The organism is Klebsiella sp. CN_Kp066 (genome assembly GCF_040065135.1).
Taxonomy (GTDB): domain Bacteria; phylum Pseudomonadota; class Gammaproteobacteria; order Enterobacterales; family Enterobacteriaceae; genus Klebsiella; species Klebsiella oxytoca.
Window position 1 is genome coordinate 71577 of record NZ_JBEAIU010000036.1, and the last position, 24147, is coordinate 95723.

At 53.6% G+C, this 24147-nt stretch carries 26 protein-coding genes; 13 read left to right on the plus strand and 13 right to left on the minus strand.

The genetic code is table 11. The annotated features are described in order from the left end of the window. Window positions 1-6 precede the first annotated feature (6 nt). Window positions 7-1002, minus strand: a complete 996-nt coding sequence (locus ABLV75_RS13925) for a substrate-binding domain-containing protein (protein WP_004107449.1) — start codon at window positions 1000-1002, stop codon at window positions 7-9. Window positions 1003-1077: 75 nt separating this feature from the next. Then, window positions 1078-1626, minus strand: a complete 549-nt coding sequence (locus tag ABLV75_RS13930) for an XRE family transcriptional regulator (RefSeq protein ID WP_004107447.1) — start codon at window positions 1624-1626, stop codon at window positions 1078-1080. 100 nt (window positions 1627-1726) lie between these two features. Between ABLV75_RS13930 and ABLV75_RS13935 the strand changes: the two genes are divergently transcribed. Both ABLV75_RS13935 and ABLV75_RS13940 read left to right on the plus strand, forming a co-directional pair. Continuing rightward, window positions 1727-2386, plus strand: coding sequence for an AzlC family ABC transporter permease (locus ABLV75_RS13935; RefSeq protein WP_016809579.1), 660 nt, complete (start codon window positions 1727-1729; stop codon window positions 2384-2386). Continuing rightward, window positions 2386-2709: an AzlD domain-containing protein gene (locus ABLV75_RS13940; RefSeq protein ID WP_004107443.1), complete on the plus strand. Its 324-nt coding sequence runs from the start codon at window positions 2386-2388 to the stop codon at window positions 2707-2709. Before ABLV75_RS13935 ends, ABLV75_RS13940 begins: the two co-directional genes overlap by 1 nt. A gap of 37 nt (window positions 2710-2746) precedes the next feature. On the opposite strand, the gene ABLV75_RS13945 is transcribed toward ABLV75_RS13940, so the two are convergent. The 9 genes from ABLV75_RS13945 to ABLV75_RS13985 form a co-directional block, all read right to left on the minus strand. Further along, the gene (locus tag ABLV75_RS13945) at window positions 2747-3781 is read right to left on the minus strand and encodes a YiiG family protein (protein ID WP_004116813.1); all 1035 of its coding nucleotides are present in this window, start codon (window positions 3779-3781) and stop codon (window positions 2747-2749) included. A gap of 131 nt (window positions 3782-3912) precedes the next feature. Continuing rightward, entirely contained in the window at window positions 3913-4464 is a 552-nt protein-coding gene (locus ABLV75_RS13950; protein WP_004107439.1) for an ATPase AAA, read from the minus strand. Continuing rightward, window positions 4461-4898: a PTS sugar transporter subunit IIA gene (locus tag ABLV75_RS13955; protein ID WP_004107437.1), complete on the minus strand. Its 438-nt coding sequence runs from the start codon at window positions 4896-4898 to the stop codon at window positions 4461-4463. The genes ABLV75_RS13950 and ABLV75_RS13955 overlap by 4 nt, the downstream gene beginning before the upstream one ends. 9 nt (window positions 4899-4907) lie before the next feature. Beyond that, a complete protein-coding gene (locus ABLV75_RS13960; protein WP_004107435.1) occupies window positions 4908-5177 on the minus strand; it encodes a hypothetical protein in 270 nt (89 codons plus the stop codon). A 56-nt stretch (window positions 5178-5233) separates the two neighbouring features. After that, window positions 5234-6076, minus strand: a complete 843-nt coding sequence (locus ABLV75_RS13965; RefSeq protein WP_004107433.1) for a class II fructose-bisphosphate aldolase — start codon at window positions 6074-6076, stop codon at window positions 5234-5236. Further along, window positions 6063-7430 (minus strand): PTS sugar transporter subunit IIC, encoded by a 1368-nt coding sequence (locus tag ABLV75_RS13970; RefSeq protein WP_004107430.1) that lies wholly within the window; start codon window positions 7428-7430, stop codon window positions 6063-6065. Before ABLV75_RS13970 ends, ABLV75_RS13965 begins: the two co-directional genes overlap by 14 nt. Continuing rightward, the gene (locus tag ABLV75_RS13975; RefSeq protein ID WP_004107427.1) at window positions 7423-7737 is read right to left on the minus strand and encodes a PTS sugar transporter subunit IIB; all 315 of its coding nucleotides are present in this window, start codon (window positions 7735-7737) and stop codon (window positions 7423-7425) included. The genes ABLV75_RS13970 and ABLV75_RS13975 overlap by 8 nt, the downstream gene beginning before the upstream one ends. An 11-nt stretch (window positions 7738-7748) precedes the next feature. Then, the gene (locus ABLV75_RS13980) at window positions 7749-8729 is read right to left on the minus strand and encodes a 6-phosphofructokinase (RefSeq protein ID WP_004116804.1); all 981 of its coding nucleotides are present in this window, start codon (window positions 8727-8729) and stop codon (window positions 7749-7751) included. 173 nt (window positions 8730-8902) lie between these two features. Further along, on the minus strand, window positions 8903-9133 hold the full coding sequence (locus ABLV75_RS13985; protein ID WP_157776753.1) for a hypothetical protein: 231 nt from the start codon (window positions 9131-9133) through the stop codon (window positions 8903-8905). A gap of 132 nt (window positions 9134-9265) precedes the next feature. On the opposite strand from ABLV75_RS13985, the gene ABLV75_RS13990 reads away from it, so the two are divergent. From ABLV75_RS13990 to ABLV75_RS14020, 7 genes are all read left to right on the plus strand, one after another. Further along, complete coding sequence (locus ABLV75_RS13990) at window positions 9266-11866, plus strand: sigma 54-interacting transcriptional regulator (RefSeq protein ID WP_004107413.1); 2601 nt, start codon at window positions 9266-9268, stop codon at window positions 11864-11866. 174 nt (window positions 11867-12040) lie between these two features. Then, a complete protein-coding gene (locus ABLV75_RS13995) occupies window positions 12041-12523 on the plus strand; it encodes a PTS fructose transporter subunit IIA (protein ID WP_004107410.1) in 483 nt (160 codons plus the stop codon). Then, window positions 12520-13698, plus strand: coding sequence for a glycoside hydrolase family 88 protein (locus ABLV75_RS14000; RefSeq protein ID WP_004107407.1), 1179 nt, complete (start codon window positions 12520-12522; stop codon window positions 13696-13698). Before ABLV75_RS13995 ends, ABLV75_RS14000 begins: the two co-directional genes overlap by 4 nt. A gap of 13 nt (window positions 13699-13711) precedes the next feature. Further along, window positions 13712-14209, plus strand: coding sequence for a PTS sugar transporter subunit IIB (locus ABLV75_RS14005; RefSeq protein ID WP_004107404.1), 498 nt, complete (start codon window positions 13712-13714; stop codon window positions 14207-14209). Between the two features lie 11 nt (window positions 14210-14220). After that, the gene (locus ABLV75_RS14010; RefSeq protein ID WP_004107403.1) at window positions 14221-15021 is read left to right on the plus strand and encodes a PTS sugar transporter subunit IIC; all 801 of its coding nucleotides are present in this window, start codon (window positions 14221-14223) and stop codon (window positions 15019-15021) included. Beyond that, a complete protein-coding gene (locus ABLV75_RS14015; RefSeq protein WP_004107400.1) occupies window positions 15014-15856 on the plus strand; it encodes a PTS system mannose/fructose/sorbose family transporter subunit IID in 843 nt (280 codons plus the stop codon). The genes ABLV75_RS14010 and ABLV75_RS14015 overlap by 8 nt, the downstream gene beginning before the upstream one ends. A gap of 222 nt (window positions 15857-16078) precedes the next feature. Further along, window positions 16079-16777, plus strand: a complete 699-nt coding sequence (locus ABLV75_RS14020; protein ID WP_004107397.1) for an oligogalacturonate-specific porin KdgM family protein — start codon at window positions 16079-16081, stop codon at window positions 16775-16777. Window positions 16778-16941: 164 nt separating this feature from the next. On the opposite strand, the gene ABLV75_RS14025 is transcribed toward ABLV75_RS14020, so the two are convergent. After that, a complete protein-coding gene (locus ABLV75_RS14025) occupies window positions 16942-17154 on the minus strand; it encodes a YdgH/BhsA/McbA-like domain containing protein (RefSeq protein WP_004107394.1) in 213 nt (70 codons plus the stop codon). Between the two features lie 128 nt (window positions 17155-17282). Continuing rightward, complete coding sequence (fdhD, locus tag ABLV75_RS14030; protein ID WP_004107391.1) at window positions 17283-18119, minus strand: formate dehydrogenase accessory sulfurtransferase FdhD; 837 nt, start codon at window positions 18117-18119, stop codon at window positions 17283-17285. Between the two features lie 156 nt (window positions 18120-18275). Here fdhD and fdnG point away from each other — a divergent pair, with 156 nt between their 5' ends. The 4 genes from fdnG to fdhE all read left to right on the plus strand — a co-directional run bounded on the left by fdnG (window position 18276) and on the right by fdhE (window position 24131). Next, the gene (gene fdnG / locus ABLV75_RS14035; protein WP_123830053.1) at window positions 18276-21326 is read left to right on the plus strand and encodes a formate dehydrogenase-N subunit alpha; all 3051 of its coding nucleotides are present in this window, start codon (window positions 18276-18278) and stop codon (window positions 21324-21326) included. Between the two features lie 12 nt (window positions 21327-21338). Continuing rightward, window positions 21339-22241 (plus strand): formate dehydrogenase subunit beta, encoded by a 903-nt coding sequence (gene fdxH, locus ABLV75_RS14040; RefSeq protein WP_004107383.1) that lies wholly within the window; start codon window positions 21339-21341, stop codon window positions 22239-22241. After that, window positions 22238-22873 (plus strand): formate dehydrogenase cytochrome b556 subunit, encoded by a 636-nt coding sequence (gene fdoI, locus ABLV75_RS14045; protein WP_004107380.1) that lies wholly within the window; start codon window positions 22238-22240, stop codon window positions 22871-22873. Before fdxH ends, fdoI begins: the two co-directional genes overlap by 4 nt. 328 nt (window positions 22874-23201) lie before the next feature. Further along, a complete protein-coding gene (gene fdhE / locus ABLV75_RS14050; protein ID WP_004107377.1) occupies window positions 23202-24131 on the plus strand; it encodes a formate dehydrogenase accessory protein FdhE in 930 nt (309 codons plus the stop codon). The last annotated feature ends 16 nt before the right edge of the window (window positions 24132-24147 follow it).

Genomic DNA, 24147 nt, shown 5'->3' on the forward strand with positions numbered 1-24147 from the left:
GGGGAATCAGGCAGTTTCGCCGGGGATAAATTCAGGCTGCCAGAGCACCTGGAGAGAGGCGAGATCGTCGCCGGCGATTAAGCGGCGAACCATGCTGGCTATCTGGCGGCCCACGCCCTGCCGGGTGGACTGGATCACCGCGCCCACCGGAGTTTCGATGATGCTGTCCTGCGGCAAGCCATCATAAACCACCAGTGAGACGCGATCGGAGCCGGTAAGACGCCCGAGCTGGGCAAGTGCCATCGCCGCGCCGTCGCCGTGGGTGTTGCAATCGGTGACTATCGCCGTAGGCGGTTCGGGCAGACGCAGCAGCTCCATCGTCGCCTGAAACCCTCCGCGGCGGGTGGGCGACACGCTGCGCAGCCAGGTTTCCGCCAGCCCCGCTTCGCGCAGGGCTTGCAGGTAACCATTGCGGCGCTGCGTAATAAACGCCTGATTGTTATTTTCGCTCAGCAGCGCTATACGCTGGTGCCCCTGGCTAATCAGATGGCGGGTTGCGCGGTACGTTCCCGCCTGGTTATCGAAATCAAACCAGGCATAGGGCTGTGGCAGACGGCTGCGCCCCAGGGCGAGAAAAGGAAAGCCGGAAGAGAGCAGCTGAATCAGGCGCGGATCATCGTCCAGAGTATGGGCAACAATCAGCGCATCAACACGACGACTCTGCACCATACGCATATAACCGTGTTTATCAGCCTGTTCGTCATCGGCTATCAGCAGTAAATCGATCTCATAGCGCGCCAGCTCGTGGCTAATCTCGCCGACCATCTCAAGGAAGACGTTGTTATTCAACGGCGCGGGACGCACGGGAAAAACGAGGCCGACGGCGTCGATTTTGCCCATTTTCAGGCGGCGCGCAAAGGTGTTTGGCCGATAGCCGCGACGCTGCGCTTCGGCCTCGACGCGGGCGCGCGTCTCCTGCGACACGTCGTCATAGCCGTTCAACGCGCGGCTGACGGTTGTAACCGAGATCCCAAGTTCTTTAGCAATGGCTTTCAGCGACATAAGTTTCCCTGTCTTCGCGGGAGAATGCGGCTAGTGTCCCGCAATACGGGCATGGCGTCCACCCTGCCGCCGTGACTAGTTCTGCTCGGCGACCAATAGCGCCTGGGTATCCGGTTCCAGCGCCTGGAAAACGTGCTCCCGATCGGCGGGATAGCAGATGTAATCCCCCTCTCCCAACTCTTCCGGCGCCTCCGTGAGGCCGACCCGCGCCCGCCCCTGGGTGATAATAATATGTTCCACGGAACCCGGTGGATGAGGGTGAGAGATACGGTCAGCCCCCGGCTGGGTTAGCAGGAGATAGATATCGCGCCGCGCGCCCGGCGGGCAGGCGGCGAGTAAAATTGCCTGATAGTTTGCCTGCTCGGCAATCACTTTCGTCCCCTCGCCGCGGCGGATCACCTGGGTGGTGTTGACCTGCGGCTCCAGCAGCCGGGCAAAAGGAATATCGAGGGCCACGCACAGCGCCCACAGCGTTTCCAGACTCGGGTTACCGTTACCGGACTCCAGCTGCGATAACGTTGATTTGGCAATTCCCGCCCGTCGCGCAACTTCAGCAAGGGAAAGACCGGTGCGCGCGCGTTCACGAACCAGGCTTTTGGCAATCAGGCTAATTGGCTGAGTCATCCAGCCCTCCGTGTTTTTTATAACGAACGTTTCGTTCGTCTTGAAATACGATTCTGTTGCGTTCATTATAATGGAAATTCGTTCGATATGGCTAAAGAGTATGAAACATCACTTCGCCAGTCTTAAAGGCGACACCCTCAGAGCAATTGTTTTAGTCTGCCTTGCAGTGGGCATCGTTGGTATGTCCTATGGCTCGCTGGCCATCGCCTACGGTTTCCCGATTTGGGTGCCCTTTGTGCTTTCGGTCAGCGTCCTGGCGGGCGCCTCGGAGTTTATGTTTATCGGCATTGTCGCCAGCGGCGGAAATCCCCTGGCGGCGGCGGCAGCCGGTTTACTGGTCAACGCTCGTCATATTCCCTTCGGCGTGACGGTTCGCGACCTGGTCGGCCAGCGCGCCGCCAGCTTCCTCGGCTGCCATATTATGAACGATGAAAGCGTGGTGTTTGGTCTGTCGCAGAAAACCCCCGAGCAGCGGCGGGCGGCCTACTGGCTGTGCGGTCTGGGCGTGGCGCTGATCTGGCCATTGGGCGCGCTATTGGGCGCGGGGGTCGGCAAACTGCTCCCGGCTCCGGAAACCATTGGCCTCGATGCGGTCTTTCCGGCCATTCTGCTGGCGCTGGTGGTTCCGGCATTTAAAAATCGCACCACCTTGATCCGCGCCTGCAGCGGAGCAGCTCTGTCGCTGGCCGCCGTACCTTTTGCGCCGGTTGGTCTGCCGGTTTTGCTGTCGCTGTTTGGCCTGCTGACGAGGAGAAAATAATGGGCAATATGACGCTATTTATCGCCGGTATCGCGATTCTGTCGCTGGGCACTTACTTGATGCGCTTAGGCGGAGCGAAGCTCGGCAGCCGGCTGGCCTTTTCTGAGCGCTCACAGGCGCTACTCTCCGATGCGGCAACGGTGCTGCTCTTTTCCGTCGCGCTGGCAACCACCTTCTACGAAGGTGAACATTTTGCCGGGATGGCGCGGGTACTGGGCGTGGGCTTTGCGGTATTTCTTGCCTGGCGTAAGATGCCGCTGATCGTGGTGATTATCGCCGCTGCCGTGGTGACGGCGCTGCTGCGGATGGCGGGTTTACGATAAAAGCGCCCACAGGCGCTTTTATCGTTCTTCAGCCAGGTTAATCACTCAATGTATTAAACCATCTTACGAGCTGGTTATAGCTCGCCATGAGATGTTCAAAGGAGCCATCCACCATTTGCGGGGCGCCATCCATCAACATGGCTTCCCCAGACGTCAGCGGCGTGTTATCGCGAACGCGGCGGACGCGCGTTTTGGCATCCAGAAGGTACTTTTCCGCCGCTTCGATAAACGTCGGGGCTCTGATCTCACGCATCCGGGGACCTTTTTTGGTTTCGCCCTGTTTTGACTTCAATTGCTCAATTTGTTCACCCAGATCCTGGACGAGTTTCATCGCAGCATCGGTATCAAATTTATCCGCCTCAAGCGCCTGGTTAACCTTTTTGCTGGTCAACATAATGGATAGCGAATAGTAATCAAAAGACTTGCCTTCTTTGGCCTCAATCTTTTTCAACTGCTGTTCCTGACGGCGGTTATTAATTTCATGAATCGCTTCTGAGTAAGCATCTGATGCGGGTTTGAACGCGGCTAATGCCTGAATAAACTGAGTATGCAGCGCTTTGCCTTTAGCGAAAGCATCATCTTTATAATCTTGCTGTTCGTAATATTTATTCATCTTATTGATGACTTCTGCCAGCTTAATGGATGAATTAATATAAGGTAAAGCGAGATTATCGATAGGATCCAGCGACGGCTTTAAACTCGAAACGTGCGTCATATTGGCCAAGCACTTATCAAACTCTGCGGAAACATCCGTGATACCACCAACACTCTTTTCTTTTCCGGTGGGACCGACCTTCAGATCGTCTAACCAGCGAGCATAGTATTTAATGCTACGATAAATATCTTCATCGATATCATTATAACACTCAATATATACGCTCATCTTTTCGCTAATAATGCGGTCTGGGCTGGCGTTTTTAACTTCCTTGTTATCTGCACCTGAAGATGCGGATGGACTAGCCGGAGCTGCTGCAGGAGCAGGAGCGCTTTCGGGTAATTTATTATCGTCGCATCCAACAAGCCCCATTAATAAGACGCAGCTTATTGCTGCCGCCAATAAATTCCTTTTCATAACTATCCTTTATTAAAAACAATTAAACCAATCTAAAGACAGGAGGATAAATCATATCGCATAATCGTTTTATGCCGATACAAAAAAAGCGCCCGCAGGCGCTTTTAAACTAATGATGTTATTTAGCCTGACTAAATCTGTGCTGCAATCCAAAGAATAACGCGCTCGATATCCAGCGGTTTTTGCTGATCCACGGTCAATACCGGCCCCAGCCGCATTGGTTCCGCCTGCTGCGCCAGCCGAGCCAGTTCCGGCAGATACTCTTCGCCCGGATGCCCCGGCTTACGATCGTGTAACCGGCTGGCATAGCGCGCCACCGCAAGCTCAGGCGGGATGTGATTCCAGACCTCCAGAACCTTTTCAACGCCCGCTTGTTGTAGCAGCTGCTGCAGCATGTCGCGCGGTTGAAAGCCAAACCAGGCGTCAATGAGCCAGATGCAGCCTGCCGGTGACTGACCGACAATCGACCATATCACTTCATACGCGGCGCAGCCCAGTTGCCGGTTGAAGGACCGATCGATCCCGGTAAAGCACGCCATAAACGGCTCTTTAATACCGTCGATGGTCAGCTGCGGCAGATTAAACGCTGCCGATAGCTGCCGGGTGACGGTGCTTTTACCCGAGGCGGGAATGCCGTTAATTAAAATTACCGTTTTGCAGCCGGGTGTGAGATATCTGTTCATAGCAACGCAACGACCTCCTCCTTGCTGCTGGCGGCCCGCAGCTTCTCCATGGTCTCGTTATTATCGAGCAGAGCAACAATCGCACGAATCCCCTCTTCTATATGGGCATTGCTGTCCTGCGCGCCGAACATAATGACGATATCCGCCTTCTCGCTATCAGCAAACTGAATTGGCTTATCCAGCACAACAAGGCTAAAGCAGTTGCGCTTTACGCCGCACTCCGGTCTGGCATGCGGGATGGCGATGCCCTCATCAAAAACGTAATAGGCGCCATGATGCAGGGTATTATCGATCACCGCCTGACCGTAATCTGCCGAGATATATCCCTTTGCCACCAGCGGGCTGGCCGCCAGTTGGATCACCTTCTGCCAGTCGGACTCCGTGACGCCGACCTGAATCGCATCGGCCTCAATAAGCAGTTCTTTTATCGTCATTATCACTTCCTATATATTACGGCGAATAACATTACGTAACTCATCAATGCGCACAAAAAGCGCTTCTATTTCCTGGCGATGCGTATGGCTTTTGGCATATACCGACAGCGCCCGGTTATAAACCAGCATTAATGCTTTCTGTACTTCGCCATTTCCCGGGTCGCCCCGTAATTCGCCTTCCAGCCTGGCGATTTCCCCCGCCAGCTGGCGGGACTGTGCGTCATAATCCTGCGGCGGGCTACTCTCTTTTTTCCACAGCGTTTTCAAAGATTCAAACATAGCGAGCTCCTCCCTGACGGACAGCAGGGCAACGGAATACGATTAAAAATAAAGTATTATTTAAATAGCGCGATTTTTTCCATTAATACCTGGGTGACCGCATTATTCGCCGGAATTAAGAATTTGCGCACGCTGTCGTTAACTTTGCCTTTTTCAAAAGTGGTTTTACATTGATCGACCCACTGAACGTTCATTTCAGTACCGACGTTCACTTTGTTGATGCCTTCCGTTACGGCCAGGCGCATATCATCATCGCTGACGCCGGTACCGCCGTGGAGCACTAACGGTACGCCTGTGGCGGCGCTAATCTCTTTCAGCCGCTGATGCTGGATCTGCGCTTTGCCGGTATAGAGGCCATGTACCGTGCCTACGGAGACCGCCAGCATATCCACCTGCGTCTCCTTCACAAAGCGTTTGGCGTCTTCCACCGTGGTGAAACAAATATCTTCTGCGGCAACGGCTTTGCCATCTTCCGAGCCGCCTATTGCCCCCAGCTCGCCTTCTACCGTGATATTCCGCGGGCGCGCCATCTCCACCACGATACGCGTATTGCCGATATTCTCCTCCAGCCCCAGATGGGAGCCGTCATACATCACTGATGAAAATCCGGCATCCATGGCCGTTTCAATGGCGCTGATATCAGAGCAGTGATCCAGATGCAGACAGGTCGGCACGTTTTCACTTTCCGCGAGCGAGCGCACGGCATCCACCAGTAAACGATAGCCGAGATATTCCGCCGTCCCGGTAGAGATTTGAATCATTAATGGGCTATCGCTTATCTGCGCCGCTTTAAAAAAGGCGGGCAGCATTTCAATACAGTGCAAATTAAACGAGCCAATGGCTTTAAAATCTCTTTCCTGCGCAATTTTCAGAATCGCGTTGAAGTTATACAGACTCATGAATGTTTTCCCCTTTTGGCTTAGCTGATTTACCGTTTACGAACCATGCCAGTGCGGCAACAAAAACAATGAACAGAGCAACAAATAGCCAGTTATTCTGGAAGGCGTGGCCCAATACCAGACCGGAACTAATGACGTCAGAATCGCTGAAAGTGACGCCGGTAAAGCCGTAGCTTTCCAGCATCGGCACTAAAATGGCGGGCAGAAAGGTAATAAACAGGCCGTGAATGACGCCGCCAATCATCGCTCCGCGCCGGCCGCCCAGCGCGTTGCCAAACACGCCTGCCGTACCGCCGGCAAAGAAGTTGGTTAACAGGCCGGGCAGGATCATCGCCAGACCAAACATCGGGAATACCAGCATGCCGATAATGGAGCCGACGGTCGTTGCCAGGAAGCCGACAATCACCGCATTGGGCGCATAGGGGAACAGTACCGGGCAATCCAGCGCGGGTTTTGCATCCGGGACAATGCGCATGGCGATGCCGCGGAATGCCGGAACCAGCTCGTTAAGCAATAAGCGCACGCCGCTATAGAGAACGAATACCCCCGCCACAAACTGTATAGACTGCATAAAGGCGTACATCAGGTAGTTAATACCGCCGGAAAACTGCGCGATATATTCCGGGCCTGCGGCAAGCGCGGGAATGAGGTACATCGGCACCATTACCACCGCCATCGCAAGGTAGGTATCCTGGAGGAACTTAAAGTTATCAGGTAGCTCAAGATCTTCGGTTGAGCGGGAACCTTTCCCGACCACTTTAGCCACCGCCGCCTGCACCAGATAGCCGATGGTGCAGAAGTGCCCCAGCGCCACATCATCGGAACCGGTAATACGTCTGACCACCGGCTGCGCAAGAGCGGGCATCAATACCGCCATTACGCCGCCGAAAATACCGCCGGTTAAAATCAGCGACAGTCCGGTCAGCCCGGCTTTATAGCCTATTACCGCGCCGATGGTCGCCATCCACAGCAGAGCCTGGCCGGTCAGGAAGATATATTTGAGCGGCGTCAGGCGGGCGATAATAATGTTAACGGCAAAAATGACCATCAGGGTCAGCGCCACTTCGGAACCTAATTCACGGTTGGCTAACCCGGCGATGGCGGCAACATCAGTAATGTAGCCTTTCATGCCGAATCCCTGGGTGAAGATATCGTTAAGGAACGTTAGCGTGGCGACAATAATGTTGATTCCGGCCATCATTATTAAGAAACCGAGCAGCGTTTTAAAGGTTCCCTCCGCCGTTTTGCCCGCTGATTTTTTTTGTAAAATCAGGCCCAGCATCGCAATAAATGCAATTAATATCGAAGCCTGGCCGAGCAAATCTTTGACGATAAACTCTACAAAGCTATTCATAATCTGCCACCTTCAGGTTACGCTCTTTTAAGAATGCGACGATTTTGGCTTCAACCTCATCTTTATCCGTCAGTTTATGCAGTACCACCACACGTTTAATTTCCTCCTCACTGGCGTCTGCGGTTAATATATCGGCAAAGGTTTTTTGCGTCAGAATCATGTCTGATTTAAACGCCCCGGCTTCGGAAATTGTGGTATGTTCAATCTGCGCCGGAATTTCCAGTTTCTTTAAAACCGCCTTCGCCGTCATTTCGATGGCAAAGCTAGAACCGAGGCCGCAGCCACATACGCAAAGAATTTTCAGCATGTAGGGTCTCCTCAAATAATATTGAGTTGTTTGGCAAGTTTATAATGGTGTCCTTCGGTATCGACCAGACGTTTTTTCATACTGACTAAATCAATCGGAATAGGTTTGTTACTGGAATTAATTATAATGGCTTTATTTTTCATGCCGGACTGAATGCAGCGAACCACTTCGCAGGCCATAATCGTCCCCTGATAGATTTCTTCGCAGGTCGGGTCGCCGCTGCGTAAACCGTAGCCCACGATGGTTTTGCGGATGCGTACGCCAATTTGCGGTTCAAGCTGCTTAATCATGGTATCAATGGCCCCCTGAAAACCGGGAGAATACTCTCTGGTGTAGCCTTCAGAGCAGAGGATCACCACGCTATTTTGCTGTTTTAGCTTGTGCTTCACCCGCTCGGCCAGCGCTTCTAACGGCATCTGTGATTCCGGAATCAGGGCAATATCAGCATTAGATTTAATAGCGGATTGCAACGTTAACTCTCCACAATAGCCTCCTAATATTTCAACCATAAATACCCGACCCGGTAATGCTCTTCCAGTATTTCTTAAACGGGAAACTTCTTTAATAATCTGCTCGCAGGCAGTAGAAAAACCAATCGTATAATCGCTGCCGTATACATCATTATCGATAGTCATCCCGACGCCAAAGCAGTTAATATCAAATTCACTCAGCGTATTGAGAAACTGCAGGCTGCCGTCGCCGCCGGCCATAATCAGCACATCGATACGCAATGATTTAATTTTTTTAGCTATGGTTTCATATTCACTGCGCAACAGCTTGCGGCTGGTCCGACCGGATGTGATGATCGGAATAGACGTTATGGAGAAATCAACCAGATCGCGCCACGCAACTTCGTGATGATTTTTATCCAATAACCCGGGTATGCCCCCGTTAAAAACGGTGATATCGGCGCTCGCCAGTCTGGCAATCTGAAATATAAAGTTATTAATTCCAGAAACATCGCCACCGCTAATAACAATGCCAATTTTCATTGTCTGCCCCCGCCGTTTTTCCTGCCAACATTTTTCCCCGACTTCAAGGCTGTTATTTGCAATAGAGATCACAATATGTCGATAAATTTAGTCACACCTAATATTGACACCGGGTTTATTATCATGTTTTTTGTGATCAATCTCTCCTTTATAAAAGGCGATCGCCTTAACAATTATTTTTTTATTTTCTTTAAGATCATTAAGTTGCCTGAATGAGCCGTTCTGCGGCCAGCTTGACGGTTTCGACCAATAAACCCGGCGGTAATGAAAAGGCGGAAATGTGATAAATAGCGCATTTTTTTGCGTCGGGAGGGTTCACAGCTCTTAATCTCGCGGTTCAGGCTGTCACGCTCGCGATGGAGAGACCAGATGTTATCCCCTGTAAAATCTGTGGCGATCTTCATCACACTTCAATCAAAACACAGTTTCATTTTTATCTAATGCCGTAGAAAGTACTCAGTGTCTAATAAAAACAGTAGTGTCTAGTGTCTAAATAAAATCGACGCTATTTTCTACTCTACGCGGGGCATTGAGAGATGGCGCTGTCGGCAAAAGAAAAATTATTCCAGAAAATAGTCACCCATTACGCGCAGAAAGCCGCAGGATTCACGGCTCAGGACTGTGCGGATTTTATGCAGGTTAATCGCAGCGTCATTAGTCATTATCTCAATAGACTGTGCGATGACGGTCATCTGCGCAAAGAAAACACCCGTCCGGTACGCTTCTATGTACAGCAAAAAGGCGGGGAAACTACTCAGGCGTCTCGCATAGTGTCGAAAAAACATGACGCCTTTCTGCCGCTGATTGGTGCCCACGGGAGCCTGGCGGAAGCCGTCGCGCTGTGCCGCTCTGCGGTGGACTATCCGGACGGCTTACCTATCCTCTTGTCCGGAGAAAGCGGCGTCGGTAAAAGCCATCTGGCGACGCTGATCTATCAATATGCTATTGAGCGCGGGGCTATCGCGGCGGACAAACCCTTCGTCGAGCTTAACTGCGCGGATTACGCTAACAACCCGGAGCTGCTTTCGGCGACACTTTTCGGCTATACCCGCGGCGCCTTCACCGGAGCTGACCGCGAGAAACGCGGCGCCTTTGATGATGCCGATGGCGGATTTCTGTTTCTTGATGAAGTGCATCGCCTCTCGGCAGAGAATCAGGAAAAGCTGTTTCTGTTTATGGACAAGGGGTATTTCTACCGTCTTGGCGATAATCGCACGCGCCACCCTGCATCGCTGCGGTTCATCTTCGCCACCACGGAAAATATCGACACCGTACTGCTCAATACCTTTCGCCGGCGTATCCCGGTGCGCGTCACGCTACCCAACTATATTTCACGCCCGCTTACCGAACGCGTCGCTCAGGTTAGCCATTTTTTGCATCAGGAAGCGCTCAGCCTGCGGCGCAGTATCCATCTCGATAACCAACTGATGCATCAGCTGGTAACCTCCCCGGTACGCGGCAATATCGGCGAGTTAAAAAACCAGATCAAAGTAATGTGCGCCAGCGCCTGGAGCGATAGTCGCGAGGCCGACGCCATCACGCTACGCGGCCCCATATCCGGCGGTGAGATAATTAGCATTAACGCTAACCCACATGATGATGCGCTGAATATTAGCCATCTACTGCCAAAAGCAATGCGCGACGACGTTATTTTTCGCGACTTTTGCCATAGCGGTAACGTGCTGTTGCTGAATCGCAAAATGGAACAGCGGCTGACGACGTTCGGCGGCGCAGTTGCCGCCGAGTCGCTGTACAGCGGCTATATCTGGCAGAACACCGTTCATGCTCTGGAGGAGCTGGAGAACTTGACCGGCGTCTCCTGTAGCCTGGAGATCCGCAAGGCGATCTGGCTCTGTCTAAGCTATGCGCTCCATGCTCCGGAAGAGGCGGTCGACCCAGGCGAACTGCAAACGATTTCCGATTATGTTTCCGGAAAGGCGCGCCTGCTGGCCGAGGAGTGCCTGGCTTTACTTAGCAAACATGTCACACGGCAGCCGCTGCCCCTGCTGCTCCCGCTGCTAAGCTGCGCATTTCACACCCTCGCCGGTGAAGACGATCCGATTCAGGGCATTATCGTTTCCCACGGCCGCGCCACCGCGTCGAGCATTGCCGGGATCGCCAACCAGCTGACCGGCGGCTATTACTTTAAAGCCTTCGACATGGCGAACGCGACCTCTACCCGAGAGATCATCGACCTGCTGATTGCTCACGTTTCGCGCCTCAGGCAAGGAGCCGGGCTGATTATCCTGGTGGACATGGGGTCGCTGAAAGAGATCTATGAAGAGATAAAGCTCCATCTGCATGGCGAACTCCTGGTTATCAATAACGTCAGCACGGCCATGGCGCTGGATATTGCGGGTAAAATTCAGGATAAGCTGTCGATGGAGGCGATTATTGAAAGCGCTAAAGGTGCGTACGAGGTGGAAACGCGCTACTACGCGGGCGTGTTACCAGGCAATAAAATTATTATCTCCTGTATCTCCGGCGAAGGGATCTCCCGCAAGCTAAAAGATATTGTCCAGCGCTTCCTGGCCCAGGAGGAGATCGACATTATTACGATGGAGTATGACGATCTGAAATGGAAAATCGCCCATGCTGACCCGGCGCTAAACGGTACGCGGCTAATCATCACCACGACCGATCTGGAAGCAGGCTATATTCCTCTGCTTAGCGTGGAACAGCTGATTAAAGAAAAGACGCTGGTGTTAAAACGCGACTACTTCAACGGGCTGTTGATGGAAGGCGGTCTGGAGCCCATGATTGATGAAGTGGTTAAACTGTTTACCGTCGAAGGCGTCGCCAGCCGCCTTAACTTCCTCAATCCGGTAGTGATTATTGATGAAGTCGAAGCGGTCATTAAGCAGTATGAATCCTTCTACAAAATCCATTTTGAAAGCTATCTGCGCATCAACCTGTTCATGCACATCGCGCTGATGATCGAACGGGTCATGGTCAACAATGGGGTCCGCCATCGCGAAGAGGCGGAGTTAACGCTGGAACAGCAGGCGTTTGTCGCCGTCCATGACACCTTTTTTCAGGCTCTGAACCGCAAATACAATATCACCCTGCCGCTTACCGAAGTGCTGATGATTTATGAAATTATGGAACCGTGGATTGCCTTTGATCCCGGCCATTAATCCCCCGCCGCCAGCTTCGGCTGGCAAATCTGTCGACACTGCATAAGCTGCCTATTCAACACTGCAAAGAGCGTCCAAAAAAATATTTTTATCCTTTAAAATCATATAAATAAAAACATGGCACGCTGATTGCTAATTCTTTCTCAGACACCTGTAAAGATTAAGGAATACGCAATGCGAGAGATGTACATCGCAACTCACGGCCGCTACGCAGAAGGGATAGTGTCGGCATTAAATCTGCTGATTGGCGACGACCATGGCGTCACGCCCGTTTGCGCCTACTGCGGCGAAATTGGCTCAACCGCAGAGTTAGCAGCCCGTTTTGATGTTATAGCCCAACAGGCTGCCGGTCGCGGCAATGAGCTGGTGCTGTTTACCGATATGCCGGGCGGCAGTGTCAACAATACCGCTGTACAGATGATGGTTAAATATCCCCACGCTCACGTAATCAGCGGCGCTAACCTGATTATGCTGATGGAGTTTTGTATGTCGGAGCACGCTGATACCGCCCAGCGCCTCCAGGACGCATTTGCCGCCGCCAGCGGAGCAATGCAGTACATGAACCAGCTGCCGGAAATCATCACTGCGCGCCAGACGAAACAGCCTCACTCCCAGGATGATATTGACGATTTTTTTGCCGGGGAGGGAAAGCTATGACTATCGCACTCGAAGCGCTTGATACTCGCTACTTCTCACCGCAGCCAGGGCTGGACCGCGCCTGGCTTGACGGCGCCATCGGCGACGTTCTGATCCGCCTCGACGCTATGCTGCCGCGCTTTACGGCGACCTTTCCCTCCGCCAGTGCGACACGGGGCCGTTATGAAAGCGTGGAGAAAGTCGACTGGACCGAGGGATTCTGGACCGGCATGCTGTGGCTCGCCTGGGAGGTCACCGGCGATGATAAATATCGGGCGGTGGCGGAAAGCCTGCTCGATAGCTTTGAAGAACGTCTCGATAAGCAGATTAAAGTGGATACCCACGATCTGGGCTTTCTCTATCTCCTCTCCTGCGTTAACGCCTGGAAGCTCACCGGCAACCTGCGCGCTCGCGAACTCGCCCTGCGCGCGGCCGAGCTGCTCTATCGCCGCTTTAACGCCACGGCGGGCGTCATTCAGGCCTGGGGAGATTTAAACGACCCGGCACGCCAGGGGCGAATGATCATCGACTGCAATCTTAATGTTCCGCTGCTGTTTTGGGCCGCCAACGAAACCGGAAATCAACAATGGCGCGAAGCCGCCTGCCGTCATCTGGCACAGGCCGCACGCTATCTGGTACGTGATGATGCTTCTACTTTTCATACGTTCTATATGGATATTCATAACGGTAAGCCGCTACGCGGGGATACGCACCAGGGATTCAGCGATAGCTCTTGCTGGTCGCGCGGCCAGGCGTGGGGAATTTACGGTTTTGCGCTGGGATACACCCACACCGGCGATGCCTGGCAGCCCGAGCTCTCTCGCCGCCTGGCGCACTATTTTCTTAACCGCCTGCCGGAAGATTTTGTCTGCTACTGGGATCTGATTTTCACCGCCAGGGATAACCAGTATCGGGACACTTCCGCAGCGGCGATAGCCGCCTGCGGTCTGGCGGAACTACTGAAGCTGTTACCGCTCACCGACCCGCTGCGCCCGGCCTACAGCAATGCTATCGAACTGATGATGCGCAGTTTACACGAGCGCTACCTTGCCCACACGCAGGACGGCCTGCTGCGCGAAGGCGTTTATAACTTTGGCCGCAATATGGGCATTAACGAACCAAACCTCTGGGGCGATTACTTCTATTTCGAAGCCCTGGTTCGCCTTTCCCGCGTCTGGACACCCTACTTTTGCTAACTGGAGCTACACCATGATTTCTTTAGTACGTATTGACGATCGTCTAATCCACGGACAGGTTGCCGTGGTCTGGACCAAGCATCTGGGCGTGAACCGCATTCTGGTCGCCAATGACCAGATCGTGAATAACGAAGTGCAAAAAATGTCGCTGCGCATGGCGGCTCCTGATACCGCAAAATGCGCCATCATGGCGGTAAAGGATGCAGGGGATGTGCTTAACGACCCGCGTTCGGACGCAATGAAAATTATGGTGATCGTCAACAACGCCGCCGACGCCCGTCGACTCGTCGAACAGGTTCCGGGAATAAAAACGTTAAATGTCGCTAACTTTGGGCGCATCACCGACAATCTGGCGGCGAAAAAGCGCATCAGCGATACCGTCTACGTGACGCCGGAAGATGTGGCGGATTTCCACGCCATCGTCAACCGCGGCATTGCCGTTGAATATCAGGTCCTGCCTTCTCATCCGGTAAAAAACCTGATTGAGATGCTGGGCAACGCCGCCAGCTAAGCGAGGTCGCTATGTTAACGTCTGCACTCCTTGTCGCGCTGGTGATGTATATCGCCAAGTTCGCGGATCACACCCTGGGACAACCGCTCATCGAAAGGCCGCTGATCTGCGGCGCGATGGTAGGACTGGTGCTGGGGGATTTTCAACAGGGCATTATTATCGGCGCCACGCTGGAACTCATTTTTCTGGGCACTATCACTATCGGCGGCTCCGTTCCCGCAGATCTGGCTGTGGGTTCAGTCCTGGCGACGGCCTTTACCATTCTTACTCACGCGGAACCAGCGGTGGCCGTCGCGCTGGCGCTGCCCATCAGCCTGCTGGCGGTTTTCGTCTATCAGGTACTAAAGCTGGTTTATACCGGACTGGTTGAAAAATATGACGCCTTACTGGAAGAAGGCCGCGACCGTGCGGCGCTGGGTATCACTTTCGGCATGACCCTGTTTTACGGCGTGCCGTTTGCGGTACTGGCGTTCTTCGGCATTCTGTTTGGCACCGACGTCATTCGCAGTCTGGTCGAAAGTATCCCGGATACGGTGATGCGTGGAATGACTGCCGTTGGCGGCATTCTCCCGGCGCTGGGCTTCGCAATTTTGCTCAAAGCATTATGGAACAAGAATATCGCCGCCTTCTTCTTTATCGGTTTTGCGATGGCGGCCTATCTGCAGCTACCGATTATGGGCATTGCCATTATCGCGGCCTCGGTAGCGGTCTATCTGTGCTTTAACGAATTTAATCAGCTTAAAGCCAATAAACAGGCGGCAACCGCTGCCCCAGTGTCAGTTGATGATAAGGATGGGTTTTTCAATGACTGATATCCAACACAGTGCGCTCAGCGCACAAAATGACAGCAAAGGCGAAAAAAAGATGTTCCGTCAGCTGTTCTTCCGCCAGTTCCAGCTGCTGGGCTCCATGAACTTTACCCGCATGGAGGGGCTGAGCTACGGCTGGATCCTTGCGCCGCTGCTGAAAAAAATCTATACCGGCAATCCACACGGCTATATTGAGTCGTTAAAACGTAACAGCCAGTTTTTTAATACCAACCAGCATCTGGCTCCTTTTATTATGGGCCTGACGCTGTCGATGGAGAAAGAGAACGCAGCCAATCCGAACTTTGATACTTCCAGTATTAACGGCATCAAAGTGGCGCTGATGGGACCCTTCGCTGGCGTCGGGGATTCCTTCTTTTATGGCGTACTGCGTATTATCGCCACCGGGATTGCAATCGGTCTGGCATCGCAAGGGAATCCGCTGGGACCGCTGCTGTTCCTGCTGATTTACAATATTCCCAGCTATCTGCTGCGCTATTACGGCGGCGTCATGGGCTACCGTTTAGGCTCTAAGTATATCGCCGAAGCGACGCAATCAGGGTTGCTGAGCTGTATAACGAAAGCCTCATCAATTATGGGTTTGATGATGGTGGGAGCGATGAGCGCCAGCATGGTGAAGTTTACCACCACCTTTAAAACCACCATCGCCGGCCAACCCTTTGTACTGCAAGAGATCCTCGACAAAATTTGCGTCGGATTGATTCCTCTGCTTTTAGTTCTGGGCTGCCTGAAGCTTCTGAATAAAAAAGTTAGCCCCAATAAAGTATTAATTATGTTGATTGTCTTCGGTTTTGCCGCTGCGGGTATTGGCATAATTTAACGCATCCCCTGGCTCCCTTTAATAAAAGGGAGCCGTCCTCTTACTCGTGATGAGTATCGACGCAAATAAAAAATCAGTCAGTGTCGAATTAAGGCTCAACACATAAAAACAACCCCATGTATTTTAAGAACTTTATATTCTGGCACAGCAATTGCTATTTAATAAGTGTCTTTTATTTCTCTCCAGAAATTATGGCACTTATTAAATCCTACAGGAATAAAAATGAAAAAATCACGCACGCTTTGTATCGCCATACCGCTGTCCTGCTTTACGCTAAATGCAATTGCCGCAGCAACCTGGGTTGATAATCGCTACGCTCACACGACGGCCTCTGAGAAAAACCAGTATAAAATTGGCCTGGGTCATATATTTGATAATGGCGCAGGCGTTCTGGCTTCCGCAATGTACGACCTCGGGCAAGACTTTAATCAAATGAAAAGCTCATTTCAGGAGTTTGAAGGCTGGTATCCGCTACCGCTTAATGAAAAATGGACGCTGACGCCTGGCGGATTAACCGATATTGATAATAAAGGAACAAAACTGGCTCCTTATATCAGTCTCGACTATAAAATCAGTAAAACATTGAGTTTCAGCAGCCGCTATCGCTATAACCATATGACCCATAAAGATCGCGATTATAATGGCTATATGGATTATAACGACAGCCATCAGCTCGACCTGTTCCTTAATTACCAGGCGACCGAAAAACTGTGGCTCCAGCTCAACCCTGAGTTCTTCGTCAACGCTAACGACTTCAATGCCTCTAACGGGCAGAAAACCCACTGGGAGCCAAGCATTGTGGCGCGCTACCGCGTCGATAAACACTGGCTTCCCTATGCAGAAGTGGCCTGGCTCGATCAGGATCAGAATCACGACGATCAGGTACGATTCCGCCTCGGCATTCGCTATTACTTCGATTAAAGGATGCAAGGGCAACAGCTATTGTGCCCGCATTTCTGCCGGGCGCCGCCTGACGCACCGCCCGGCCAATGATAAGCACAATCTCCATAGCTGATGCACATCCGCAGGCCACAAAAAAACAAAAAAAGCGCCCCCTGGGCGCTCTTTCGACAGTAGCTTTAAGCTTATTTATTCAGTTCAGCGGTCATGTGCACGCGGTTACCGGTAAACGCTTCGGTAATTTTGTAAGACGACGCGCCTGCGGCCTGGGCCTGAGCGGCGATCTTCGCTTCCGCACCGTCCATCGTTGCTGCGGTAGCGGTGACGGTTTCTGCAGCAAAGGAACCAAAAGAAGCGGAAAGTGCGATAACAGCGACAAAAGTTTTGATGCTTTTCATGAGATAAACCCTTTACGTTAATTGTTTTAATAAGGCGCCGTGCCTTGATGTGATAAATAGTAGCCCTCACATCGTCAAACAAAAAGCGGAAGGATTTGCTGTTATCATTCAAAAAAATTGACTTACTTTTAACCTGCAATTAACCGCTGCGGATGCGTGTACACGGTTGCCCTACCCGGCTTGCAGAAGCCCACCAGCGTCAGGTTACAGCGCTCAGCAACTTCAACCGCCAGCGTGGTCGCGGCAGAGACCGCAAAAAGAATTTCCACCCCGCACATCGCCGCCTTCTGCACCATTTCATAGCTGGCGCGGCTGGAGACGAGCGCCGCACCGTTCTGCCAGGCGCCATCAGCTTCCGCGCGGTGTCCGAGGAGTTTGTCCAGCGCCACGTGGCGGCCAACGTCTTCGTGGCCGCCCGCGAGCTCGCCGGAAAGCGTTACCCAAGCCGCCGCGTGCGTGCAGCCGGTAAGGCAGCCTATTGGCTGAAAATCCCGCAGATGCGCCAGCGCGCGATCGAGGTTCGCCAGATCGAACGTCTGGGTAAAAGGCAGAGGCTGCACGGGCTTACCAATATCGTTGAGCTGTTCCACGCCGCATACGCCACAGCCAGTGCGGCCGGCTAGCGCACGACGGCGCTCTTTTAATCCCATAAAGCGGCGGCTGGAGAGCTCAATTTGCACTTCCAGGCCGTTACAGGCCTGAACGACGTCGATGCCATAAATCTCGCGCCGGTTCTCTATAATCCCTTCGGATAAGGAAAAGCCGACGGCGAACTGCGCCAGGTCTTTCGGCGTCGCCATCATCACCACGTGCGAGATGCCGTTATAAACCAGCGCAACGGGTACCTCTTCAGCTAACTCGTCTGGCTGAGGATGTTGCAAATTTGGGCGCTTCCAGAGCGATACCTGGCGATAACCTGTGATATCGGTCACATTTTCGATTTGTTCAAGAGGCTTCTTGTTCACTTTGTCTTAACCGTATTGGAACAGGCATACACACAATGTGGTATTCTGTTTATATCCCTCCGGGAACGAGGGAAATTACCCCCAATTCTGAACCTTTGCGGCCCTTACCGCAAAGCAAATAACTATACGTGACAATGTCGAAACAAGGAGCGAACCATGCAGGTCAGCAGAAGGCAGTTCTTTAAGATCTGCGCTGGCGGTATGGCAGGAACCACGGCAGCGGCGCTGGGCTTTGCGCCCGGTTTAGCGCTAGCGGAAACACGGCAGTACAAGCTGCTGCGCACCCGCGAAACCCGTAACACCTGCACTTACTGTTCCGTTGGCTGTGGGCTGTTAATGTACAGCCTCGGCGACGGCGCAAAAAATGCCAAAGCGTCTATCTTCCATATCGAAGGTGATCCGGACCATCCGGTCAACCGTGGTGCGCTCTGCCCTAAAGGGGCCGGTCTGGTAGACTTTATCCACTCCGAAAGTCGCCTGAAATTTCCAGAATATCGCGCGCCAGGCTCTGATAAATGGCAGCAAATCAGCTGGGATGAAGCATTCGACCGTATCGCTAAGCTGATGAAAGAAGACCGCGACGCCAACTTTGTCGCGCAGAATAGCGAAGGCACCACCGTCAACCGCTGGCTGACCACCGGTATGCTGTGCGCCTCCGCCTCCAGTAACGAAACCGGTTATTTAACCCAGAAATTTACCCGCGCGCTCGGTATGCTCGCGGTCGACAACCAGGCGCGCGTCTGACACGGACCAACGGTAGCAAGTCTTGCTCCAACATTTGGTCGCGGTGCGATGACCAACCACTGGGTCGACATTAAGAACGCCAATCTTATCGTGGTGATGGGCGGCAACGCCGCTGAAGCTCACCCGGTTGGGTTCCGCTGGGCGATGGAAGCCAAGATCCACAATGGCGCGAAGCTGATTGTGATCGATCCGCGCTTTACGCGTACCGCGTCGGTGGCTGATTTCTATACCCCAATTCGTTCCGGTACTGACATTACCTTCCTGTCAGGCGTCATCCTGTACCTGTTGAACAATGAAAAGATTAACCGTGAATATACCGAAGCCTATACCAACGCCAGCCTGATCGTGCGTGAAGATTACAGCTTTGAAGACGGTTTATTCAGCGGCTATGACGCCGAAGCCCGCAAGTACGACAAAACGTCCTGGAACTATGAGCTGGATGAAAACGGCTTTGCTAAACGCGATGCCACGCTGCAGCATCCGCGCTGCGTCTGGAATTTGCTGAAGCAGCACGTTTCCCGCTATACGCCAGAAGTTGTCGAAAATATCTGCGGGACGCCAAAAGCGGACTTCCTGAAAGTCTGCGAGTACATTGCGGAAACCAGCGCTCCGGATAAAACCGCGTCTTTCCTGTACGCACTGGGCTGGACGCAGCACTCCATCGGCGCGCAGAACATTCGCACCATGGCGATGATCCAGCTGCTGCTCGGTAATATGGGCATGGCGGGCGGCGGCGTAAACGCCCTGCGCGGCCACTCCAATATTCAGGGTCTCACCGACTTAGGATTGCTGTCGCAGAGCCTGCCTGGCTATATGACGCTGCCGAGCGAGAAACAGACTGACCTGCAAACCTACCTCGCCGCCAATACGCCGAAACCGCTGTTGAAGGATCAGGTGAACTACTGGGGTAACTACCCGAAATTCTTCGTCTCGATGATGAAGGCCTTCTTTGGCGACAAAGCAACGGCGGAAAACAGCTGGGGCTTTGACTGGCTGCCGAAGTGGGACAAAGGATACGACGTCCTGCAATACTTCGAGATGATGAATCAGGGTAAAGTGAATGGCTATATCTGCCAGGGCTTTAACCCGGTAGCCTCGTTCCCGAACAAAAACAAGGTTGTTGCGTCGCTGTCGAAACTGAAGTTCCTGGTGACCATCGATCCGCTCAACACCGAAACCTCCACTTTCTGGCAAAACCACGGGGAGTCGAACGACGTCGATCCGGCGAAAATCCAGACCGAAGTGTTCCGCCTGCCGTCCACCTGCTTCGCCGAAGAGAACGGTTCCATCGTTAACTCCGGCCGCTGGCTGCAGTGGCACTGGAAAGGCGCTGACGCCCCGGGGATTGCGGCCACCGACGGTGAAATCCTCGCCGGTATCTTCTTACGCCTGCGCAAGATGTACGCCGAACAGGGCGGACCGGCGCCGGAACCGGTGCTGAACATGACGTGGAACTACGCCACGCCGCATGAACCGGCATCGGAAGAAGTGGCGATGGAGAGCAACGGCAAGGCGCTGGCTGACATCACCGACCCGGCAACCGGTGCTGTGATCGTCAAGAAAGGCCAGCAGCTCAGTTCGTTTGCGCAGCTGCGTGACGACGGCACGACCTCCAGCGGCTGCTGGATCTTCGCCGGCAGCTGGACGCCTGACGGCAACCAGATGGCCCGTCGCGATAACGCCGATCCATCTGGCCTTGGCAATACCCTCGGCTGGGCATGGGCGTGGCCGCTTAATCGCCGTATCCTGTATAACCGCGCCTCCGCTGACCCGCAGGGTAAACCGTGGGATCCGAAGCGTCAGCTCCTGAAATGGGACGGCGCGAAGTGGGGCGGCGTGGATATTCCAGACTACAGCGCCGCGGCGCCGGACAGCGATGTCGGGCCGTTTATCATGCAGCCGGAAGGGATGGGACGTCTGTTCGCTATCGATAAGATGGCGGAGGGGCCGTTCCCGGAACACTACGAGCCGTTTGAAACGCCGCTGGGCACTAACCCGCTGCACCCGAATGTCGTCTCTAACCCGGCCGCTCGCGTCTTTAAAGGCGACCTTGAGCAGATGGGCAAAGCGGAAAAATTCCCTTACGTCGGTACCACTTACCGTCTGACCGAGCACTTCCACTACTGGACCAAGCACGCGCTTCTCAACGCCATCGCGCAGCCGGAGCAGTTTGTGGAGATCGGCGAGAAGCTGGCGAACAAGCTCGGCATCGCCCATGGCGATACCGTGAAGGTCTCCTCTAACCGCGGCTATATTAAAGCCAAGGCGGTGGTGACCAAGCGTATTCGCACGCTGAAAGCGGACGGCAAGGATATCGATACTATCGGTATTCCGATTCACTGGGGCTACGAAGGCGTGGCGAAGAAAGGGTTTATCGCCAATACCCTGACGCCGTTTGTCGGGGATGCGAACACGCAGACGCCGGAGTTCAAGGCTTTCCTCGTGAACGTGGAAAAGGCGTAACGGAGACGAATTATGGCTTATCAATCGCAAGACATTATCCGTCGTTCCGCGACTAACGGCTTCACCCCCGCGCCGCACGCGCGGGACCATCAGGAAGAGGTGGCGAAGCTTATCGACGTCACGACCTGTATCGGCTGTAAAGCCTGTCAGGTGGCCTGCTCCGAGTGGAACGACATTCGTGATGAAGTGGGTCATAACGTCGGGGTGTACGATAACCCCGCCGATCTGACCGCCAAATCCTGGACCGTGATGCGCTTCTCGGAAGTGGAGCAGAACGACAAACTGGAGTGGCTCATCCGTAAGGATGGCTGTATGCACTGCGCCGATCCGGGCTGCCTGAAGGCCTGCCCGGCGGAAGGGGCAATCATTCAGTATGCCAACGGCATCGTCGACTTCCAGTCTGAGCAGTGCATCGGCTGCGGCTACTGTATTGCTGGCTGCCCGTTCAACGTGCCGCGTCTGAACCCGGAAGACAACCGCGTCTATAAATGTACGCTGTGCGTGGACCGCGTTAACGTTGGCCAGGAACCGGCCTGCGTGAAAACCTGCCCGACCGGTGCTATCCACTTTGGCTCCAAAGAGGATATGAAAACGCTGGCAGGCGAGCGCGTCGCCGAGCTGAAAACCCGCGGTTATGACAACGCAGGTCTGTACGATCCGGCAGGCGTTGGCGGCACGCACGTGATGTACGTGCTGCACCACGCCGACAAGCCGAATCTCTATCACGGCCTGCCGGAAAATCCGGAAATCAGCGCTACCGTGAAGTTCTGGAAAGGGATCTGGAAACCGCTGGCCGCGGTCGGATTTGCGGCCACCTTCGCCGCCAGCATCTTCCACTACGTCGGCGTCGGTCCGAACCGCGCGGAAGAGGAAGAGGACAATCTGGATGAAGAGAAAGACGAGGTGCGCAAATGAAAAGACGTGACACCATCGTGCGCTACACCGCGCCGGAGCGAATCAACCATTGGGTCACCGCCTTCTGCTTCGTGCTGGCGGCGGTGAGCGGGCTGGGCTTTTTCTTCCCGTCCTTCAACTGGCTGATGCAAATCATGGGCACACCGCAGCTGGCGCGCATTCTGCACCCGTTTGTGGGCGTGATCATGTTTGCCTCGTTCATCATCATGTTCTTCCGCTACTGGCACCACAACCTGATCAACCGGGACGATATTTTCTGGGCGAAGAATATTCGCAAGATTGTCGTCAACGAGGAAGTGGGCGATACCGGACGCTATAACTTCGGCCAGAAATGCGTGTTCTGGGCGGCGATTATCTTCCTGGTGCTGCTGCTGGTCAGCGGGGTGATTATCTGGCGTCCGTACTTTGCGCCGGCGTTCTCCATCCCGGTTATCCGCTTCGCGCTGATGCTGCACTCCTTCTCTGCGGTGGCGCTGATTGTGGTGATCATGGTGCATATTTACGCCGCGCTGTGGGTGAAGGGCACGATAACCGCGATGGTGGAAGGCTGGGTCACGAAGACCTGGGCGAAGAAGCATCATCCACGCTGGTATCGTGAAGTCCGCGAAAAGCAGGATAAGCGCCAGTCGTAAGCGTGCGCTTTGCTGGTCTTATAAATGGCGTCGTATATCGACGCCATTTTTTTGCGGATACCGTTCGCTTTTGCCGCCTCCAGCCCTCATGCACCGCAGGCGGGATTGGCACTGTAAACTCATGGGGCAGGATGGCTAATCCTAACGGCGCATAGTCTGGGGTATCGATATCAGGTATCGTAGCGCACACATTGCGATGTCATGGGTATATCCCGTATGCCGATTACGGTTATCATTAATGACATCACCAGAGCGGGCGCATGATGCCCGCCAAATCACAGAGCGGACGCGACCATCGCCGAATCTGCTGAAACCAGGAAGTGACTGAATGAGCATTCGTATCATCCCGCAAGATGAGCTGGAAAAGAGCGAGAAACGCGCGACGGATATGATTCCACCGTTGTTGTTTCCTCGACTCAAAAATTTATATAACCGTCGTGCCGAGCGCCTGCGCGAACTGGCTGAAAATAATCCGCTGGGGGATTATCTGCGCTTTGCTGCGCTTATCGCCCACGCGCAGGAAGTGGTGCTGTACGATCATCCCCTGCAGATGGATCTCACCGCACGCATTAAAGAAGCGAACGATCAGGGCAAACCGCCGCTCGATATTCACGTTTTACCGCGCGACAAGCACTGGCACAAGCTACTGCATTCGCTGATTGCCGAACTGAAGCCAGAGATGAGCGGCCCGGCGCTGGCGGTTATCGAGAATCTGGAAAAAGCGTCAGAGCAAGAGCTGGAACTGATGGCAAACGCGCTATTTGTCTCCGATTTTGCCTCCGTTAGCAGCGATAAAGCACCGTTTATCTGGGCCGCGCTATCGCTCTATTGGGCGCAGATGGCCAGCCTGATACCCGGTAAAGCTCGCGCCGAATACGGTGAACAGCGTCAATTCTGCCCGGTTTGCGGCTCGATGCCGGTCTCCAGCATAGTGCAAATTGGCACCACTCAGGGCCTGCGCTATTTGCACTGCAACCTGTGTGAAACCGAGTGGCACGTGGTGCGCGTGAAATGCAGCAACTGCGAACAGACGCGCGATCTGCACTACTGGTCTTTAGATAACGAGCAGGCGGCCATTAAAGCCGAAAGCTGCGGCGACTGCGGTACCTACCTGAAGATTCTTTATCAGGAAAAGGATCCCAAAGTAGAAGCCGTGGCCGACGACCTCGCCTCACTGGTGCTGGACGCACGGATGGAACAAGAGGGCTTTGCCCGCAGCTCCATCAACCCGTTCCTGTTCCCGGGAGAGGGGGAGTAACGGCGGGCAGCATGTC